The 17,346-nt window shown below is 72.4% G+C and carries 17 protein-coding genes and 2 riboswitches; of the genes, 6 read left to right on the top strand and 11 right to left on the bottom strand.

Annotated features, from left to right (window positions below; all coding sequences use genetic code 11):
* Window positions 1-155 precede the first annotated feature (155 nt).
* Window positions 156-1,193: an amidohydrolase family protein gene (locus ACVMLK_RS03755; RefSeq protein ID WP_457485670.1), complete on the top strand. Its 1,038-nt coding sequence runs from the start codon at window positions 156-158 to the stop codon at window positions 1,191-1,193.
* Here the strand turns inward: ACVMLK_RS03755 and ACVMLK_RS03750 are convergent.
* The 4 genes from ACVMLK_RS03750 to ACVMLK_RS03735 form a co-directional block, all read right to left on the bottom strand.
* A complete protein-coding gene (locus ACVMLK_RS03750) occupies window positions 1,084-1,512 on the bottom strand; it encodes a nitrile hydratase accessory protein (RefSeq protein ID WP_457485669.1) in 429 nt (142 codons plus the stop codon). The two genes, ACVMLK_RS03755 and ACVMLK_RS03750, sit on opposite strands and share 110 nt — an antisense overlap.
* Window positions 1,499-2,155: a nitrile hydratase subunit beta gene (gene nthB, locus ACVMLK_RS03745; RefSeq protein WP_457485668.1), complete on the bottom strand. Its 657-nt coding sequence runs from the start codon at window positions 2,153-2,155 to the stop codon at window positions 1,499-1,501. Before nthB ends, ACVMLK_RS03750 begins: the two co-directional genes overlap by 14 nt.
* Window positions 2,152-2,790 carry a nitrile hydratase subunit alpha gene (gene nthA, locus ACVMLK_RS03740; RefSeq protein WP_457485667.1) on the bottom strand — a complete coding sequence of 213 codons (639 nt, stop codon included), beginning with the start codon at window positions 2,788-2,790 and terminating at the stop codon, window positions 2,152-2,154. Before nthA ends, nthB begins: the two co-directional genes overlap by 4 nt.
* A 123-nt stretch (window positions 2,791-2,913) precedes the next feature.
* The gene (locus ACVMLK_RS03735; RefSeq protein WP_232477164.1) at window positions 2,914-3,216 is read right to left on the bottom strand and encodes an HU family DNA-binding protein; all 303 of its coding nucleotides are present in this window, start codon (window positions 3,214-3,216) and stop codon (window positions 2,914-2,916) included.
* A gap of 276 nt (window positions 3,217-3,492) precedes the next feature.
* Between ACVMLK_RS03735 and rfbD the strand changes: the two genes are divergently transcribed.
* The 4 genes from rfbD to ggt all read left to right on the top strand — a co-directional run bounded on the left by rfbD (window position 3,493) and on the right by ggt (window position 8,005).
* Window positions 3,493-4,377, top strand: a complete 885-nt coding sequence (rfbD, locus tag ACVMLK_RS03730) for a dTDP-4-dehydrorhamnose reductase (protein WP_457485666.1) — start codon at window positions 3,493-3,495, stop codon at window positions 4,375-4,377.
* A 63-nt stretch (window positions 4,378-4,440) separates the two neighbouring features.
* Window positions 4,441-4,546: riboswitch (glycine riboswitch) on the top strand.
* A gap of 3 nt (window positions 4,547-4,549) precedes the next feature.
* Window positions 4,550-4,644: riboswitch (glycine riboswitch) on the top strand.
* A gap of 69 nt (window positions 4,645-4,713) precedes the next feature.
* Window positions 4,714-5,958, top strand: coding sequence for a D-amino acid dehydrogenase (locus ACVMLK_RS03725; protein ID WP_457485665.1), 1,245 nt, complete (start codon window positions 4,714-4,716; stop codon window positions 5,956-5,958).
* Between the two features lie 112 nt (window positions 5,959-6,070).
* Window positions 6,071-6,328 carry a hypothetical protein gene (locus tag ACVMLK_RS03720; RefSeq protein ID WP_457485664.1) on the top strand — a complete coding sequence of 86 codons (258 nt, stop codon included), beginning with the start codon at window positions 6,071-6,073 and terminating at the stop codon, window positions 6,326-6,328.
* Window positions 6,329-6,397: 69 nt separating this feature from the next.
* A complete protein-coding gene (ggt, locus tag ACVMLK_RS03715; RefSeq protein WP_457485663.1) occupies window positions 6,398-8,005 on the top strand; it encodes a gamma-glutamyltransferase in 1,608 nt (535 codons plus the stop codon).
* A 19-nt stretch (window positions 8,006-8,024) separates the two neighbouring features.
* On the opposite strand, the gene ACVMLK_RS03710 is transcribed toward ggt, so the two are convergent.
* Both ACVMLK_RS03710 and ACVMLK_RS03705 read right to left on the bottom strand, forming a co-directional pair.
* Window positions 8,025-9,179: an ABC transporter substrate-binding protein gene (locus ACVMLK_RS03710; RefSeq protein ID WP_457485662.1), complete on the bottom strand. Its 1,155-nt coding sequence runs from the start codon at window positions 9,177-9,179 to the stop codon at window positions 8,025-8,027.
* A gap of 3 nt (window positions 9,180-9,182) precedes the next feature.
* Complete coding sequence (locus ACVMLK_RS03705; protein WP_457485661.1) at window positions 9,183-10,412, bottom strand: amidohydrolase family protein; 1,230 nt, start codon at window positions 10,410-10,412, stop codon at window positions 9,183-9,185.
* An 81-nt stretch (window positions 10,413-10,493) separates the two neighbouring features.
* Between ACVMLK_RS03705 and ACVMLK_RS03700 the strand changes: the two genes are divergently transcribed.
* Window positions 10,494-12,140 (top strand): ABC transporter substrate-binding protein, encoded by a 1,647-nt coding sequence (locus ACVMLK_RS03700; RefSeq protein WP_457485660.1) that lies wholly within the window; start codon window positions 10,494-10,496, stop codon window positions 12,138-12,140.
* A gap of 40 nt (window positions 12,141-12,180) precedes the next feature.
* On the opposite strand, the gene ACVMLK_RS03695 is transcribed toward ACVMLK_RS03700, so the two are convergent.
* The 5 genes from ACVMLK_RS03695 to ACVMLK_RS03675 are packed head-to-tail and all read right to left on the bottom strand — an operon-like array spanning window position 12,181 to window position 17,344.
* The gene (locus tag ACVMLK_RS03695; protein WP_457485659.1) at window positions 12,181-13,575 is read right to left on the bottom strand and encodes an amidase; all 1,395 of its coding nucleotides are present in this window, start codon (window positions 13,573-13,575) and stop codon (window positions 12,181-12,183) included.
* Window positions 13,572-13,784 (bottom strand): hypothetical protein, encoded by a 213-nt coding sequence (locus ACVMLK_RS03690; RefSeq protein ID WP_198366888.1) that lies wholly within the window; start codon window positions 13,782-13,784, stop codon window positions 13,572-13,574. The genes ACVMLK_RS03695 and ACVMLK_RS03690 overlap by 4 nt, the downstream gene beginning before the upstream one ends.
* A 32-nt stretch (window positions 13,785-13,816) precedes the next feature.
* Complete coding sequence (locus tag ACVMLK_RS03685) at window positions 13,817-15,466, bottom strand: ABC transporter substrate-binding protein (protein ID WP_198366887.1); 1,650 nt, start codon at window positions 15,464-15,466, stop codon at window positions 13,817-13,819.
* Window positions 15,467-15,488: 22 nt separating this feature from the next.
* Complete coding sequence (locus ACVMLK_RS03680) at window positions 15,489-16,394, bottom strand: ABC transporter permease (protein ID WP_198366886.1); 906 nt, start codon at window positions 16,392-16,394, stop codon at window positions 15,489-15,491.
* Entirely contained in the window at window positions 16,391-17,344 is a 954-nt protein-coding gene (locus tag ACVMLK_RS03675; protein ID WP_198366885.1) for an ABC transporter permease, read from the bottom strand. Before ACVMLK_RS03675 ends, ACVMLK_RS03680 begins: the two co-directional genes overlap by 4 nt.
* Window positions 17,345-17,346: the final 2 nt, after the last annotated feature.

Raw genomic sequence — 17,346 nt, 5'->3', positions numbered from 1 at the left:
TCCTTCCTCGAATGCCAGGGAAGAAGAGGCGGCCGGCCGGAAAGTTGCCGTTTTGTCATACGGTGCCGCTCTCGCTCCCCGCCCCGGCTTGCCGCATTCTGGAACCGGGGAGATGCCCGACGCGGACAAGGACCCGACGCGGACAAGGAAAGGTCATGCACGCCCGACGCTACAAGGGTCCGATCATCGACGCCCACCATCACCTGTGGGACCTGTCGATGCGCCGCCATCCCTGGATCTCGGGCCGGCATGTCGGTGTGCTGGGCGATGTCAGCCATCTGCAGCAGGACTACCTGATCGACGACCTGCTGGCGGACATGGCGGGCCAGGGCGTCGTCGGCTCGGTGCATGTCGAGGCGCTGTGGGACCGGATCCACGATCCCTCGGAGGAGACGCTCTGGCTGGAGGGGCTGGCGCGCCCGGCGGGAATCGCCGGACGCTATGTCGGCTATGTGCCGCTCGCGGCCGGCGGCGCGGCCGAGATGCTGGAGCGCCAGCTCGCCGCCTCCCCCCGCCTCGCCGGCCTGCGCGAAACCATCCGCTGGCATCCCGATCCGGCGCGGAGCTGGACCCTGCGCGGCCTGACGGAGCACGCCGCCTGGCGCCAGGGGCTCGCGCTGCTGCGCGCGCACGGCCTGGTCATGGAGCTGCTCATGAACCCCTACCAGGCCGAGGAGGTGGCGGCGCTGGCGGCGGCCCTGCCGGACCAGGTCTTCATCGTCGACCACTGCGCCTCGCCGCTCGACCGCGACGCGGCGGGGCTGGAGCGCTGGCGCCGCGGGCTGGCGATCCTGGCGGCGCGGCCCAATGTCGCCATCAAGCTCTCGCACCCGAGCGCCTACAGCGAGGGCACGGAGACAAAGGCGCTGGCGGCCGTGGTGCTGCCCTGCCTCGAGGCCTTCGGGCCCGGGCGGGCGATGTTCGGCAGCGACTATCCCATGGCCCGCCGCAGCATGTCCTACGCCGCCATCTGCGACGGCCTGCGGGAGATCCTGGCCCCCTTCAGCCCGTCGGAGCAGCGCGCCGTCTTTCACGACAACGCGGCGCGCTACTACCGCTTCCCACCGACGGAACCGCCGCGCCTCAGCCCGCCAGAAGGCCCGCGGACGGTGGCCCGGGCGGCCGGGACCCGGCGGCGGGGCTCGCCGAGGGAGAGGCCAGGGGAGCGGCCAGCGGATCCGCCGCCAGGGTGATCGGCCGGCCATGGGGTGTCGCCGCGGCCGCCCGCGCCCAGGCCTGGCGGCGCGCCTCCAGCGCCTCCGGCGCGACGATCCCCTTCTCCGCCAGCAAGGCCTCCAGCGCATCCAGCCACTGCGCGTAGTAGGAGCCGTCGCCGGCGGCGATGCGGCGGCCGAGCGCCTCCGCCCATTCGCCCCAGCCGAAGCATCCCGCCTCGTGCAGGGCCACGGCCATGGCGAAGGCCTGGGCTTCCCAGGGCTCGGCGAAGACCGGACCCTCCGCGTCGCGCGGCAGGCTCAGCGCCTCGGCCGTCGCATCGTCACACCGGCTCAAGATAGGACTCCCAGGCATCGAGGGTGACGGTGACGGCCGGATCGGCGCCCTCGCCCCAGAGCTCGCCGGCGGTGAAACGGACGGCGTAGAGCCATTGCGGCGCCTCGTCGCCGCCCAGCGCCAGCGTGTCCGGAAAGACGAAGACGCCATGCACCCGCTCGATGACACCCCGCCGCCCGCGCGCGTAGCGCGGCAGGCGGGTATGGCCGCCGGTCTGGAAGTTGCGCGCCCGCACGGCCTCCCCCTCGGCGAATCGCGCCGGCGCCCCCGCCGGGCGGGAATAGGGCGAGCCGCGCGCCAGCATCGGCGCGACCTCGGCGGCGGCGAGCGGCTTCAGCGGCCTGCCGGGCCCGTATGCCTTGCCATCGCGCAGTTCGGCCTCGGTCACCAGGCCCTTCTGCAGCAGCAGCTTCTCCAGACCCTTGATCCAGATCTCGTAGTAGCTGGAGGTCAGGTACTCGCCCGGCGGCAGGGTCTCCCGCGCATGCCGCGCGGCATCGATGCTCCATTGCCCGAGCGCCCCGGCCGCGAGCGTCACCGCCAGGGCGCGCTTCTCCCAGCCGGCATGGAAGCGGACCTCCTCCGGCTCCGGCCGCACCGGGCCGAAGCCCTGCATGCCGCCCAGGTCCTGCGCGCCGTTCATGCCGCCGGCTCGCGCGCCAGGGCGGTGCCGATCATGGAATCGCGGCTGACGAGATCGGCCAGCCGCGATTCCTCCCAGTCCTCGGTGCCGGCGGGCCGGCGGGGGATGACGAGGTAGCGCGTCTCGGCCGTGGAATCCCAGACGCGGATGCGCGTCGTCTCCGGCAGGGTGACGCCGAAATCGGCCAGCACGCCCCGCGGATCGAGCACGGCGCGGGAGCGGTAGGCGGGCGACTTGTACCAGGCGGGCGGCAGGCCCAGCACTGGCCAGGGGTAGCAGGAGCACAGGGTGCAGACGACCATGTTGTGCTCCGCCTCGGTGTTCTCCACCGCCACCATGTGCTCGCCCTGGCGTCCGGTATAGCCGAGGGAATGGATGGCGGCCGAGGCGTCGCGCCGCAGCCAGTCGCGGAAGTCGGGATCGGCCCAGGCCTTCGCCACGACGCGGGCGCCGTTGCGCGGGCCGATGCGCGTCTCGTAGGTCTCAATCAGCGCGTCCAGCGCGGCCGGATCGGCGTAGCCCTTCTCGACCAGCAGGGATTCCAGCGCGCGCACGCGCAGCGCCATCCCCGAGAGCTCGCTACCCTCGTCATGATGGTCATGGTCATGGTGGTGATGGTGATCGGGCCCGCTCATCGCCGCTCTCCCTGCCTGGGACACGACACCATTCCGCCGGGCGCCGAAGGGGTCAAGACCGGAGGGGGCGGGGCCGGAAATGCCGGGGGCGGCGGAGCACCCGGAGGCCTCCGCCGCGCGCCGTCAGCCGGCCTCGCCGAGGCGGCTCTTGAGATCCTTGGCCGGCTTGAACTTCACGGTGCGGCTGGCGGCGATCTCCACCACCTCGCCGGTGGCCGGGTTGCGGCCCTGGCGGGCGGCGCGCTCGCTCACCGCGAAGGAGCCGAACCCGGCCAGGCGAACCTCGCGCCCGGCCCCGAGGGTGTCGCCCAGGGTCGACAGCACGGCCTTCAGCACCGCATCGGCCTGGGTCTTGGGCAGGCCCGTGGCGGCGGCGGCGGAATCGATCAGATCCTGGCGGCTCAGCGGGCGGGTATCTTCGGTCAAGGCGTCACTCCGACTTGGTGGTAATGCCCGAGGAGAGACACAACCGCCCGTGGCCGGTCAAGCGCGCGCCCGGCCCGGAAGGCCCGCGAAGCCCCGCCTTCCACAGGTTTTTTGGCGGGACGGCCCGAAAATGACGCTCCTGTCATCCCCGGGCGGGCCGGGACCCGCAGCGGCGGGCTGGGCGGCGCGGCGGGCCCGGCCTAGAAGACGGGGAGAGACAGGGAGACAGAGAATGCCGGTTCACCCCCTTCACCGTCGCCAGGGCGCCGCCCGCTGATGCGGGTCCTCGTCGCCGGCCGCACCGGCCAGCTCGCCCTGGCGCTCTCCCGCCGCCTGCCGCGGGACGGGCACGAGGTCACCGCCCTGGAGGCGCCCGAGCTGGACCTGACGGACGCGGCCTCGATCGCCCGCGCCGTGGCCGACACGGCGCCGGAGGTCGTCATCAACGCCGCCGCCTATACGGCGGTGGACCGCGCCGAGGACGAGCGCGACCTGGCCTATGCCATCAATGCGACCGGCGCGGCCCTGCTGGCCGAGGCCGCGGCCCGGCGCGGCCTGCCCTTCGTGCATGTCTCCACCGACTATGTCTTCGACGGGCTGAAGGGCAGCCCCTATGTCGAGACCGACGCCGCCAGCCCGGCCGGTGTCTATGGCGCCTCCAAGCGCGCCGGGGAGGAGGCCGTGCTGGCCGCCAATCCCCGCTCCGCCATCCTGCGCACCGCCTGGGTCTGCAGCGCCGACGGCAACAACTTCCTCAAGACCATGCTGCGCCTCGGCGCCGAGCGGGAGACGCTCAGCGTCGTCGCCGACCAGCACGGCGCGCCCACCTTCGCCGCCGACCTGGCAGAGGCCATCGCCCGGATGCTGCCGCGCCTGGCCGCCGCCGGGGCTGGCGACGAGGCCTTCGGCCTGTTCCACCTGACCGGCGCGCCCTGGACCACCTGGCACGGTTTCGCCGCCGAGATCTTCGCCCAGGCGGCGGAACGCGGCGCCAGGGTGCCGACGCTAAAGGCCATCACCACCGCCGAGTATCCGACCAAGGCGCGGCGCCCGGCCGATGGCCGGCTGGATTGCGGGCGGATCGGCCGGGTGCACGGCATCGAGCCGGCGGACTGGCGCCGCTCGCTGGCCGCCGCGCTGGAGGTGCTGCTGCCCCGCTGAGGCGAGAGGGCCGATTGTGCTTGACGGCGCCGGCGCGGCTTTGCCACCCTGCGCCGCGTCCGCCGAAGCCAGGCAGGAGAGCGCGGCAGGCCCTCGTCAGAGGCGCCATGCCGCCGCCGACGGAGCAACCCCCCAGGAAACTCTCAGGCACCCGGACTGCAGGGCGAGGACGATCTGGAGAGAGGCGGACCGGGCATGGCCCCGGCACCGCCCGCCGAAGGGGATATCCCGGCGCGCCGGGTTAAGCTCTCAGGCACCGTGACAGATGGGGGCAGACGGGCGCGGCCGAGGACCGCACCGCGCTGCCGCGCCATCCTCACGGAGACGGCTCGACCCATGAGCAAGATCGCCATCATCGGCGCCGGGATCACCGGCGTGACCACCGCCTATGCCCTGCTGCAACGCGGCCACCAGGTGGTGCTGCTCGACCGGCACCGCTATGCCGCGATGGAGACCTCCTTCGCCAATGGCGGCCAGCTCTCGGCCAGCAATGCCGAGGTCTGGAACAGCTGGGCGACGGTGCTGAAGGGCATGAAGTGGATGCTGCGGCAGGATGCGCCGCTGCTGCTGAACCCCCGCCCTGGCTGGCACAAGTACAGCTGGATGGGCGAGTTCCTGGGACAGATCCGCCACTACCGCGCCCATACGATCGAGACCACACGCCTGGCCATCGCGGCGCGCAGGCACCTTTTCGACATCGCCGCGCTGGAGGGCATCGACTTCGACCTGGAGCGGCGCGGCATTCTGCACATCTACCGCGACCGGCCGGGCTTCGAGGCGGCGCAGCGCACCAACGCGCTGCTGACCGAGGGCGGGCTCGACCGCCGCGCCGTGACGCCGGAGGAGATGCGCGCCATCGAGCCGGCGCTGCAGGGCACCTATTACGGCGGATTCTTCACGCCCTCGGATTCCACCGGCGACATCCACAGGTTCACCCGCGGCCTGGCCGAGGCCTGCCAGCGCCATGGCGCCCGCTTCGTCGCCGAGGCCGAGGTCAGCCGCATCACCCACACCGCGCGCGGCATCGAGATCGCCTGGGACAAGGCCGGGCGGGGCGTGCCGGGCGGCGTGGAGGTGGTGGACCGCCTCGTGGTCTGCGCCGGCATTGCCAGCCGCCGCTTCGCCGCGCTGCTGGGCGACCGCGTCAACGTCTATCCGGTGAAGGGCTATTCCATCACCGTGCACCTGGACGATGCGCGGAGCCAGGACGCCGCGCCCCAGGTCAGCCTGCTGGACGACGCCACCAAGATCGTCACCAGCCGGCTGGGCCGCGACCGCTTCCGCGTCGCCGGCACGGCCGAGTTCAACGGCGAGAACCGCGACATCCGCGCCGACCGCGTCCGGCCCCTGGTCGATTGGGTGCGCGACCTCTTCCCCGAGGTCAGCACGGCGCGCTGCGTCCCCTGGGCGGGGCTGCGCCCGATGACGCCGGGCATGATGCCGCGCATCGGCCGCGGCAGTCGTCCGGGCGTCTTCTACAACACCGGCCATGGCCATCTCGGCTGGACCCTCTCCGCCGCGACGGCGCAGATGGTGGCCGAGGCGATCGGCGAGGAGGCGCGGCGCAACATCGCCGCCTGAGGCGGCCGGGCCGCGTCTCGCGGGATTGTGAGGCACGCCGGACTCCTCCGTGACTCCTGAGCCGAATCAATCGCTTGACGCGTCTCGTGACCGTCCCGCTAGCCTGCGGCGCATGAGCCTTCCTGTCCTCGCGGCGGCGCCCGACCCCACCACGCCGCTCTACTACGCGCATGGCTATGCGCTGCATCTCCTCTGCGCCTGCGGCCAGGAGGCCTGGCCGACGGTGGAGGAGATCGCGCTCTCGCGGCGTTTCGCCCGCGACACCCGCCTGGCCGACCTGCCGCGCCGCCTGCCCTGCGCGGGTTGCGGCGCGACGCCGGAGCTTCGGGCGGTCCTGCCGGCCCCCCGGGCGGGACAGGGCGGGCGCTAGCACCGGCGGCGGCTTCACGCCCGGCGCCCTTCGGCGCACTCTGCCGCCTCACCGGGAAGGAGCACGGCGATGCGGGGCATGGTGGTGGCGGCGCAGCCGGAAGCGGTGGAGGCCGGGGTCGAGGTGCTGCGGCGCGGCGGCAACGCCGTGGATGCCGCGATCGCCTGCGCCTTCAGCCAGGGCGTCGTCGATCCGCAGATGTGCGGCATCGGCGGCTTCGGCGCCATGCAGCTCTGCCTGCCGCGCCAGGGCGTGCACACGGTGCTGGAATTCTTCTGCCGCGCTCCGCTCGCCGCCACGCCCACGATGTGGACGGAGAAGTTCATCGGCCAGTCGCGCGACGGCTTCGTCTTCCTGCTCTCCGACCAGGGCAACGATCTCGGCCACGGCGCCATCGGAACGCCGGGCAATGTCGCGGGCTATTGCGAGGCGCTGTCGCGCTTCGGGACGATGCCGCTGGCCGAGGTGATGGCGCCGGCCATCGCCCAGGCGCATCGCGGCGTACTGGTGCGGCCCTACATGCACTACTACTGGACCATCGACCACGGCGGCGACGGCCAGGTGAATGTCGAGGACAAGCTGCGCTTCAGCACGGAGGGGCGGCAGGTCTATTTTCGGCCGGACGGGCGGCTGAAGCGCCCCGGCGAGACGCTGCGCAACCCCGGGATGGCGCGCACGCTGGAGCGCATCGCCGCCGGCGGCGCGGAAGAGTTCTATCGCGGCGCCCTGGCGCGCGAGATGGTCTCGGACATCCAGGCGGGCGGCGGGCTGATCACCCTGGAGGATCTGGCCGCCTATCGCGTGCGGGAGAAGGCGCCCGTCTGGGGTCGTTACCGCGGCCTACGCATCGCCTCCAACCCGCCGCCCGCCGGCGGCGCCTCGCTGATCGAGCTGCTGCAGATCCTCGGGCATTTCGAGCTCGGCGCGCTCGGCCATGGCAGCACGGAGCACCTGCGCCTGCTGGCCGAGGCGATGAAGTGGATGACCATCGACAGGGACGCCCATATGGGCGACCCCGACTTCGTCGACGTGCCGCTCGGCCGGCTGCTCTCGCCGGAGCACGCCGCCCTGCTCGCCGGCCGCATCCGCGCCGGCGAGGTGGCGCATGTCGAGCGCGCCGGGGAGCCCCTGGACCCGCCGGACACCACCGTGGTCTGCGTCGTCGATGCCGAGGGCAACGCCGTCTCGCTGACGCACACGCTGGGCATCCCCTCGGGCGTCATCACGCCGGGGCTGGGCTTCATGTACAATGGCTGCATGAGCGGCTTCGACCCGCGCCCCGGCCGCGCCGCCTCCATCGCGCCGGGCAAGAGCCGCGGCAGCGCCATGGCGCCGACGATCCTCTTCGAGGGCGAGGCCCCGGTCATGGTGCTGGCCGCGCCGGGCGGCACCTACATCGTCCCGGCCCTGGCCCAGGCGATCATGAACGTGGTGGATTTCGGCATGGGCATGGCCGAGGCCGTGGCGGCGCCGCGCATCGTCGCGCTGTCCGACACCATCGACCTCTGCAACCGCATCCCGCACGGCACCGAGGCGGCGTTGCGGGCCATGGGCTATCCCACGGCGCGCTCCTACCAGAGCCACGCCTTCGGCGCGCCGCATGGCCTGCTGCTGCGCGACGGCCGCTGGGAAGGCGGCGCCGACCCGCAGCGGGACGGGATGGCGATGGCGGCCTGAGCCGGACGGAAGCGCCGCCTCAGCCGCGGCGCGGCCCATCCTGGGCCGGATCGGTGCTCACCCAGTAGGTGCCCTCGAACGGCACGGCCGAGAAGCGGCGGTTGATCTCCTCCAGCGTCGCGGCGGGATCGAGATCGGCGAAGAGGTCCGGCCGCCCCCAGCGGGCCACCGCCTCGGCGGCGACCATGCCGATCGGGCTGCCGGTGAAGAAGTTCCACAGCCCGTGCAGCCGCCCGTCGCGCACCGCGCCGAGGCTGCGCCATTCCGCCTCGCGCGCCAGCCGGGCCAGGCTCTCCCGCGCCACGGCCGCCGGCACGCCGCTGCCCAGGGCCAGGCCGCCGTCCCGGCCATCGCCGGACAGCGCCAGGCCGGTGCCGATCACCAGATCCGGCCGCATCGCCAGCACCTGCTCCAGCCCGGTCAGGCCGCCATCCGCCAGCCCGGCCTGGCCCTCGGTCGCGTTGCGCAGCCCGGCGGGCGCCAGGTACTCGCCGCCGCCCGAGGCGCCGGCCACCCAGCAGCAGGGCCAGCGGCCGGGGAAGGCGGTCAGCAGGGCCAGGGGCCCCGGCGGGCGGCCGGCAACGCGCTCGCGGAGACGGGCCAGCCGCGCCTCGTGCAGGGCGACGAATTCCGCCGCGGCCTCGCGCCGGTCCAGCACCTCGCCCAGCAGGCGGATGCTGGGGCCGACATTCTCCAGCGGCCTGCGGAAGACATCGATGAACAGCACCGGGATGCCGGCGGTCTCCAGCAGCGCCAGCTCCTGCGCCGAATCGTCGCGCCGCCTCTGCCACGCGCCGAGGATGACGAGATCCGGCCGCAGCGAGAGCACGCGCTCCAGCGAGAAGGCCTGCCCCACCCCGCCCGTCACCTCCGGCACCGTGGCCAGCGCCGGGAAGCGGCGCAGCCAGGCCTCGTGGCTCCGCGGGTCGGCCTGGCGCAGATCACCGCCCATGCCGGCCAGCAGCGAGACCGGATCGGGGTGCAGAAGCCCCATGGCCAGGAGCTGGAAGCTCTCGCCCAGCAGGATGGCCCGTGGCGGCGCCTTCAGCGTCACGGTCCTCCCCGCCATGTCGGTGACGCGCCGCGGCCAGGCGGGCTGCGCCGCGGCGCGGATCGCCGGCAGCACCAACGGCGTGGCCAGGAGCGAGAGGAAGCCGGCGCGGGTGAGGCGCACGGATCAGCCCAGCCCGTTCCTGACGAAGCGGCCACCGCGCAGGATGGCGCGCAACGCCGCCTCCCGCTGCAGCAGCGCCGGGTCGCGGTAGGGATCGCCCTCGACCACCAGCAGGTCGGCATGGGCGCCGGGGGCGATGACGCCGATCTCCCCCTCCATCCGCAGCAGCCGCGCCGCGACGGTGGTGGCCGAGGCGATGATCTCGGCCGCCGGAAGCACCCGGGCGCGGATCTCGAACTCCATCGACTGGTGCCGGTGCAGCCCGCCCAGCAGGTCGGTGCCGAAGGCCATGGGCAGGCCGGCGCGGCGCATGATGTCGAGCGATTCGAGGCCCGAGCGCCGCACCGTCTCGATCTTGGCGACCGATTCCGGCTTCAGCCCCATGGCCGCGCCCTCCATCGCCAGGGCCTCGTAGGTGACCAGCGTTGGCACCGCGATCGCCCCGGCCGCCGCCGCCTGCGCCGCCGTCTCGGCGGTGATCAGGTTGCAGTGCTCCAGGGAATGGACCCCGCATTCCACCGCCCGGCGGATCGCCACGTCGGTGTAGAGATGCGCCGAGACATAGGTTCCGAAATTCTCCGCCTCCTCGACCACCGCGCGGATCTCCTCGCGCGAGAAGCCGAGGGCGTGGATCGGGTCGCTCGGCGAGGCGACGCCGCCATTGGCCATGATCTTGATGAAGCGGGCCCCCGCCTTCAGCTCCTCGCGCGCGGCGCGGCGCACGGCGTCCACGCCGTCGCAGAGGCGGCCGAGCGCGCCGACCCGTTCGGAGAAGATGCCGGGCCGGTCGTCGAAGGGGCTGCGCAGGTCGGAATGCCCGCCGGTCTGGCTCAGCGCCTTGCCGCAGACGACGAGGCGCGGGCCCTCCACCAGCCCCTCCTCGACCGCGATGGCCAGGCCGGCATCAGCGCCGCCCACGTCGCGCACCGTGGTGAAGCCGCGCATCAGCATGCCGCGCATCACCGCCCCGGCGCGGAAGGCCGCCAGCGAGGAGGGCTGCATGGCATTGGCGCCCAGATCGACCATGGCGGCGATGACGTGGACATGCGCGTCGATCAGGCCGGGCATCAGCGTGAGGCCATCGAGGTCCAGGCGCGTCGCCGAGGCGCTGTGGATCGGGCGGTCCGACACCTCGCGCACCCGGCCGCCCTCGACCAGCACGGAGAAGCCGTCCAGCAGCCGGTCCCGCGCCGGGTCCAGCAGGCGTCCGCCGGTGAAGAGGAAGGATTCCATCGCGCTGCTCCATGCTCGCCGGCGTGGCCGGCGGCCCGCCTCTTGCTTCCTCCTCTAGGCACTTCAGCAGGGAGCGTGAAGATGGCTTTGTCACGTCGCGGACTCATGGCCGCCGGGGCCAGCGGATTGATCGGCGGCGGGTTGGGCCTGCCCATCCCGGGCGCAGTCCGCGCCGCGCATGCCCAGGCGCCGGGCACGAGCGGCGGCACCATCCGCTACGGCATCTCGATGGCCGACATCCCGCAGACCACCGGCCAGCCGGACCGCGGCGCCGGCGCCTACCAGTTCACCGGTCACACGATCTACGATCCGCTGGTGGCCTGGGAGATGGATGTCGCCGAGCGTCCCGGCAAGCTGGTGCCCGGCCTCGCCACCTCCTGGGAGACCGATCCCGCCGACCGGACGAAGTGGATCTTCCGGCTGCGCCCGGGCGTCACCTTCCATGACGGCAGCGCCTTCGACGCCGATGCGGTGATCTGGAACTTCGAGAAGGTGATGAACAGCCAGGCGCCGCACTTCGACAACCGCCAGGCGGCGCAGGTGCGGCCGCGCCTGCCCTCCGTCGCGGCGTGGCGGAAGCTGGACGCCATGACGGTCGAGGTCACCACCAAGGCGGTGGACAGCCTCTTCCCCTACCAGCTGCTGTGGTTCCTGATCTCCTCCCCCGCGCAGTACGAGAAGCTCGGGCGGAGCTGGGAGAAATTCGCCTTCGAGCCCTCCGGCACCGGCCCCTTCCGGCTGGCGAAGCTGGTGCCCCGCGCCAGCGCCGAGCTGGTGCGGCATGACGGATACTGGAACCCGGCCCGCCGGGCCAAGGCGGAGCGCATCATCCTGCTCTGCGCGCCGGATGCCGTCTCGCGCACCAACGCGCTGATCGGCGGGCAGTTCGACATGATCGAGACCCCCGCGCCCGACATGGTGCCGCAGCTGCGCGCCTCCGGCTCGCGCATCGTCGAGAACGTCACGCCGCATGTCTGGAACTACCATCTCTCGCTGCTGGAGGGCTCGCCCTGGCGCGACATCCGCCTTCGCAAGGCGGCCAACCTCGCCATCAACCGCGAGGAGGTGGTGGCGCTGATGAACGGCCTGGCCAAGCCGGCGGTGGGCGTGGTGGACCCCTCCTCCCCCTGGTTCGGCAAGCCGGGATTCGAGGTGAAGTACGACCCCGACGCCGCGCGCAAGCTGGTGGCCGAGGCCGGCTACGGCCCGCGCAACCCGCTGAGGACAAAGTTCCTGGTGGCGACCGGCGGCTCGGGGCAGATGCTCTCCATGCCGATCAACGAATACTGCCAGCAGTCGCTGCGCGAGGTCGGGCTGGAGATCGAGCTGGTGCCGGTGGAGCTGGAGGTGCTCTACACCTGCTGGCGCCAGGGCGCCGCGGGGGAGCTGGCGAAGCGCAACGCCGTCACCGCCAACAATGTCGCCTATGTCACCTCCGACCCGCTCTACGCGCTGATCCGCTTCTTCCATTCGAAGCAGGTCGCGCCGACGGGGGTGAACTGGAGCCACTTCAGCGACGCGGAGGTGGACCGGCTGATCGACCAGGCGGTGACCAGCTTCGACACCGCCGAGCAGGACCGGCTGATGGCCGAGGTGCACCAGCGCGTGGTGGACGAGGCGTTGCTGGTCTTCGTCGTGCACGACACCAACCCGCACGCGATGACCCGCAAGGTCGCCGGCTACACCCAGGCGCAGCACTGGTTCCAGGACCTGACGACGCTGGCCTGAGGCGCCGCCGGGAGGGCCGCGCCCCTCCCGGCCCCGCCGCTCACAGCGGCGGGCGCCGCTCCATCCAGCCCGCCGCCTGCTCATAGGCCTGGGCAACGCGCAGCAGCATCGCCTCGTCATGGTTGCGCCCGACGAGCTGCACCGAGAGGGGCAGGCCATTGGCCGCGAAGCCGGCCGGCACGGCGAGGGCCGGATGACCCGTCGCGTTGAACGGGCCGGTCAGGGGATGCTGCCAGCGGAACGGGCCCTCATCCACCGCATCGACCCGCGGCGCGGCCGCGGCGATGTCGGGGCAGAGGATGGCGTCGCAGCCGGCGAGCACGGCATCGACCTCCGCCGCGATCATCCGCCGCAGCCGCTGCGCCTGCACGTAATGCGGCCCGGTCACGAAGGCGCCGACCATCAGCCGCTCCCGCGTCACGCGGCCATAATCCTGCGGCCGCTCGCGCAGGTCCCGCTGGTGGATGGCGAAGCCCTCGGCCAGCAGGATGACCTGCAGGCAGGCATCCATCACCCGTCGCGGCGGCAGCCTCACCTCGACGATCTCGGCGCCGAGCAGGGCGAGCAGCTCGGCGGCGGCGGATAGCGCCGCCGAGGTCTCGGCATCCAGCAGCGCCTCCTCGTTGAAGCGCGGGGCGATGCCGATGCGCAGGCCGGCGACACCGGCCCGCAGCTCGCGCAGATAGTCGCCGGGCGGCACCGGGGCCGAGGCCGGGTCGCGCGGATCGTGCCCGGCCAGCACCTGCATGGCCAGGGCGCAGTCCTCCACCGTCCGGGTCAGCGGGCCGGTATGGTCCATGCCGAAGCTCAGTGGCACGACGCCGTGGCGGCTGAGCCGGCCATAGGTCGGCTTCAGGCCGACCACGCCGCAATAGGCGGCGGGCAGGCGGATCGACCCGCCGGTGTCGCTGCCCATGGCCAGCCCCACCATGCCCGAGGCGACGGCCACGCCGGAGCCGGAGCTGGACCCGCCGGCGAAGTGCTCGACATTCCAGGGGTTGCGCGCGTTCGGCCAGGGCAGTTCGTCGGTCGGGCCGCCGCGGGCGAACTCATGCGTGGACAGCTTGCCGAGCAGGACCATGCCGGCCGCCTCGAGCCGCTCGGTCGCGTCGCTGTCGGCCTCGGCCACATGGCCGCGGCGCAGCCGGGAATGCGCCGTGGTGGGCAGGCCGGCGGCGTCGTAGATGTCCTTCAGCGCGAAGGGGACGCCGTGCAGCGGCCCGCGCCGGCGGCCGGCACGGATCTCGGCCTCGGCGCGGCGGGCGGCGGCCAGGGCGCGGTCCGCGGCCAGGGTGACGAAGGCATGCAGCCTGCCGTCGAGCGCGGCGATGCGCGCCAGCGCCGCCTCGGTCAGGGCGGTCGGGGATTCACCGGCGGCGATGCGCGCCGAGGCCTCGGCGAGGCCCGGGACCGGCGGCGGAAGGGCGGCGCTCACGACCGCCCCGCCGCCCGCCCGGCGCCCGGCGCCGCCGGCGTGAAGACGGCCGCCGGCTCGGCCGCGTAGGGGTAGGGCTCGTCCAGCACCGAGGCCAGCTCGGCATAGGCCAGATAGGCTTCGTACATGGCCGGCTCACGTTCGGGCGGGACGCTGATCCCGGCCCGCGCGAGGCAGGCCCTGAACTCGGCACGCAGATCCTGAGGCATCGTTCGTTCTCTCCAGTCGGGCGCCGCGGCGATCAGCCCATGCGGATCGGCGTCAGGTCCTGGAACCAGGACTGCGCCTGCACGAAGCCCTGCACCCTGGGGCTGATCGCCCGGGGATTGAGGTCGTGCGCGGCGAAGAGGAACAGCGCCTCGTCGACGATCTTCTCATGGACCCTGGCCAGCAGCGCGTCCTGCTTCGCCGCGTCGAAGGTGTTGTAGACCTCGGTGAACAGGGCATCGAAGGCGGGATCGTTGAACCAGCCCCAGTTGACGCCGCGCGGCGCGTGCAGATCCGATTTCAGCAGGCGGATGAAGGCGCTGTAGGGGTCGAAGGCGGCGTAGGAGAAGTTGATGCCGGTGCAGCCGCGCACATTGGGGCCCTTGGCGCCGCCCTGCCAGATGGTGATCAGCGTGTTCCAGTCGAAGACCTCGAAGCTGATGTCGAAATAGGCCTCCTTCAGCGCCTGCTGGATGTACTCGTTCATGGGCAGCGGCTGCATCTGGCCGGAGCCCGAGGAGGAGATGCCGATCCGGGTGCGCAGCGGGTTGGCGGCGCTGAAGCCGGCCTCGCCCATCAGCTTGCGCGCCTGCGGGAGGTCATGGACCAGCTTGAAGGACGGGTTGCCGGCCCAGGGGTTGCCCGGCGGCACCAGCCCGTTGCCCTCGATCATCAGCCCGCCCAGCAGTTCCTTCAGCTCCGCGCGGTTCAGCGCCAGGTTGGCCGCCTTGCGCACGCGGATGTCGCGCCACGGCGAGCCCTCGACCATCGAGAGGTGCCAGGTCCAGTTGTGCGGATAGGCATTGGTGATGATCCGGAAGTTGGCCGCCCTGAGGCTGTCCAGCGCATCCGGCGGCGGCGCCTCGATGAAGTCGACCTGTCCGGAGCGCAGCGCGGCGACGCGGGTATTGGCCTCGGGCAGCGGCAGCAGGGTCAGCCGCGCCGACTTCGCCACGCGCGCCTTGTCCCAGTACTCGTCGAAGCGGGCCAGCTCCGCCCGCTCACGCACGCTGAAGCTGGTGAGCTTCCACGGGCCGGTGCCCACCGCCTTCAGCAGGTAGTTGTCCCAGTTGCTGCCGGCCGCCTCCCAGGCGCCCTTGTGCACCACGCCGAGCCAGGTCAGCGCGTAGGGGATGGTGCTGTCGGGGATCGAGGTCTCCAGCCAGAAGCGGCCATCCTCCCCGGCGCCCCAGCGCGCGAGCGTCGGGAAGCGGGGCGTCACCTGGGCGGAGGCGCGGGCGTCGAACCAGGGCGCGTCGCGCTTGAAGGCGCGGTCGAAGGTGAAGACCAGATCCTCGACCGTCAGCACATGGCCGTCATGGAACGGCACGCCCTGCCGCAGGGTGAAGAGCCAGCGCTTCGGGTCGCCGGGATCGACGGCCCATTCCGTCGCGAGGCCGGGCTTCAGCGTGGCCGCCTTGTCGGACTGCGAGAGATCCCACATCACGAGCTGGTCGTAGAGGGTGATGCCCATGAAGCGCTGCCCCTCGCCGCCCTGGTCGGGGCAGCCGTTGGAGAGCGGCACGGCCGAGGCCGTCATGCCGACGCGCAGATGGCCGCCCGGCGCCTGGGCCAGGGCCGGGTCCCAGCCGATGGCGGCGGGACCCATCCAGGCCGGCAGGGCGGCGGCGGCAGCGGCGGCGGAAGCGCGGAACAGGCCGCGGCGGTCGAGGGAGAAGGTCATGTCCGGCTCCGGGAGGCGGGGTTCAGGAACGCACGTCCATGGCCGAGCGAAGCCCGTCGCTGACCAGGTTGAAGCAGATGCTGGTGGCGAAGATGCAGAGGCCCGGCAGCATGGCGATCAGCGGCTGGCTGTAGATCGCGGTCCGCAGCGTGTTCAGCATCAGCCCCCATTCGGCCTCCGGCGGGCGGGTGCCGAGGCCGAGGAAGGAGAGGCCCGAGGCCAGGATCATCGAGACGCTGATCAGGCTCGTGGCATAGACGAAGATCGGGCCCAGGACGTTGGGCAGGACATGCACCCGCACCACCGTCAGCGCGCCGGCGCCGCTGGCCCGCGCCGATTCCACGTAGTCGAGGTTGCGCACGGCGGTGGTGGTGGTCTCGGAGACGCGGATGATCTGCGGGATGAAGACCAGCGTCAGCGACAGCATGGCGTTGGAGATGCCCGGCCCCAGCGCGCCGCTGATGGCGACGGCCAGCAGCACCGAGGGGAAGGCGTAGAACACGTCGGTCGTGCGCATGATCAGCATGTTCACCCAGCCCCCGGCGAAGCCCGCGACGATGCCGAGCAGGCCGCCGATGCCGAAGGCGATGATCACCGGGGTGATGCCGAGGAACCAGGAGAGCCGGCCGCCATAGAGCAGGCGTGTCAGCATGTCGCGGCCCAGCTCGTCGGTGCCGAGGGGGTAGCGCCCGTCCTGGAACCAGACCGGCTTCAGGCGGCGGATCATGCTGGTCTGGTAGGGGTCGTGCGGCGCGATCCAGGGGGCGAGCAGGATCGCCGCCAGCATCAGCAGCAGGATGGCGCCGCAGACCAGCGTCACCGGATCGCGCGAGAGGCGCTTCATCACCCCGGCCCAGTAGCCCTTGCTGCGGGCCGGCGCGGCGGGCGTTGCGAGAAGGGTGGGGTTGTTGGCCACGGCGCTGTTCATGTGCGGCGGATCCGGGGATCGAGCGCGGTCTGCAGCAGATCGACCGCGAGGTTGAGCACCACGAAGAAGAGGGCGAGCACCAGGATCGTGCCCTGCAGCACGGGGATGTCGCGCTGGAAGATGGCGCTGTTCAGCAGGAAGCCGGTGCCGGGCCAGGAGAAGACGGTCTCGACCAGGATGGAGCCGCCCATCAGGTAGCCGAGCTGGAGGCCCATGATGGCCAGCACGCTGGGCGCCGCGTTCTTCACCACGTGGCGCACGACGCCGCCCCGGCGCAGCCCCTTGCCGCGCAGCGTGGTGATGAAGTCCTGGTTCAGGATCTCGACCACCGTGCCACGCACGGCGCGGGTGACGATGCCCATCGGGATGACGCTCAGCGTCAGCGCCGGCAGCACCAGGAACTGGATGTGCTGCCAGTCCCAGGCCCAGGAGGCCGAACCGCCCGGCCCCGCCCCCATCGCCGGCAGCGCGTTCAGCATGACGCTGAACACCACCACCATGACCATGCCGAGCCAGTAGTGCGGCACCGAGACGCCGGCCGAGGCGAAGGCCACCGCCAGCTTGTCCACCCAGGTGCCGCGGAAGGCGGCGGCGAGCGTGCCGAAGGCGGTGCCGGCGAGGAAGCCGATGCCGGCCGCGGCCAGCGCCAGCATCAGCGTGTTGCCGACGGCGGCGTAGAGATCCTCCGAGACGCTGCGGCCGGTGGCCAGCGAGCGGCCGAGATCGCCCTGCAGCACATGCCAGAGCCAGAGCACGAACTGCACCGGCAGCGGCTTGTCGAGCCCGTATTCGCGGCGGATCTGCTCGACCACGGCGGCCGGGGCGTCGGCGGGGACGATGGCGTTGACCGGGTCGCCCGGCGCGATATGCACCAACAGGAAGCAGACCAGGCTGACCGAGAGGGCAATCGGCACCGCGTAGAGCAGGCGGCGGAGCAGGTAGAAGAACATGG

The sequence above is a fragment of the Teichococcus aerofrigidensis genome (genome assembly GCF_054073225.1).
This window is presented reverse-complemented; position numbering and strand designations above follow the sequence as displayed.

Bases quoted from the DNA above. Each gene is read 5' to 3' on its own strand.
- ACVMLK_RS03725 (WP_457485665.1), top strand. From the start codon at position 4,714: ATGAGCAAGATCGCCATCATCGGCGCCGGGATCACCGGCGTGACCACC.
- nthA (WP_457485667.1), bottom strand. From the start codon at position 2,790: ATGAGCGGGCCCGATCACCATCACCACCATGACCATGACCATCATGAC.
- ACVMLK_RS03700 (WP_457485660.1), top strand. From the start codon at position 10,494: ATGGCTTTGTCACGTCGCGGACTCATGGCCGCCGGGGCCAGCGGATTG.
- ggt (WP_457485663.1), top strand. From the start codon at position 6,398: ATGCGGGGCATGGTGGTGGCGGCGCAGCCGGAAGCGGTGGAGGCCGGG.
- ACVMLK_RS03720 (WP_457485664.1), top strand. From the start codon at position 6,071: ATGAGCCTTCCTGTCCTCGCGGCGGCGCCCGACCCCACCACGCCGCTC.
- ACVMLK_RS03675 (WP_198366885.1), bottom strand. From the start codon at position 17,344: ATGTTCTTCTACCTGCTCCGCCGCCTGCTCTACGCGGTGCCGATTGCC.
- ACVMLK_RS03685 (WP_198366887.1), bottom strand. From the start codon at position 15,466: ATGACCTTCTCCCTCGACCGCCGCGGCCTGTTCCGCGCTTCCGCCGCC.
- ACVMLK_RS03705 (WP_457485661.1), bottom strand. From the start codon at position 10,412: ATGGAATCCTTCCTCTTCACCGGCGGACGCCTGCTGGACCCGGCGCGG.
- ACVMLK_RS03690 (WP_198366888.1), bottom strand. From the start codon at position 13,784: ATGCCTCAGGATCTGCGTGCCGAGTTCAGGGCCTGCCTCGCGCGGGCC.
- ACVMLK_RS03680 (WP_198366886.1), bottom strand. From the start codon at position 16,394: ATGAACAGCGCCGTGGCCAACAACCCCACCCTTCTCGCAACGCCCGCC.
- ACVMLK_RS03755 (WP_457485670.1), top strand. From the start codon at position 156: ATGCACGCCCGACGCTACAAGGGTCCGATCATCGACGCCCACCATCAC.
- rfbD (WP_457485666.1), top strand. From the start codon at position 3,493: ATGCGGGTCCTCGTCGCCGGCCGCACCGGCCAGCTCGCCCTGGCGCTC.
- nthB (WP_457485668.1), bottom strand. From the start codon at position 2,155: ATGAACGGCGCGCAGGACCTGGGCGGCATGCAGGGCTTCGGCCCGGTG.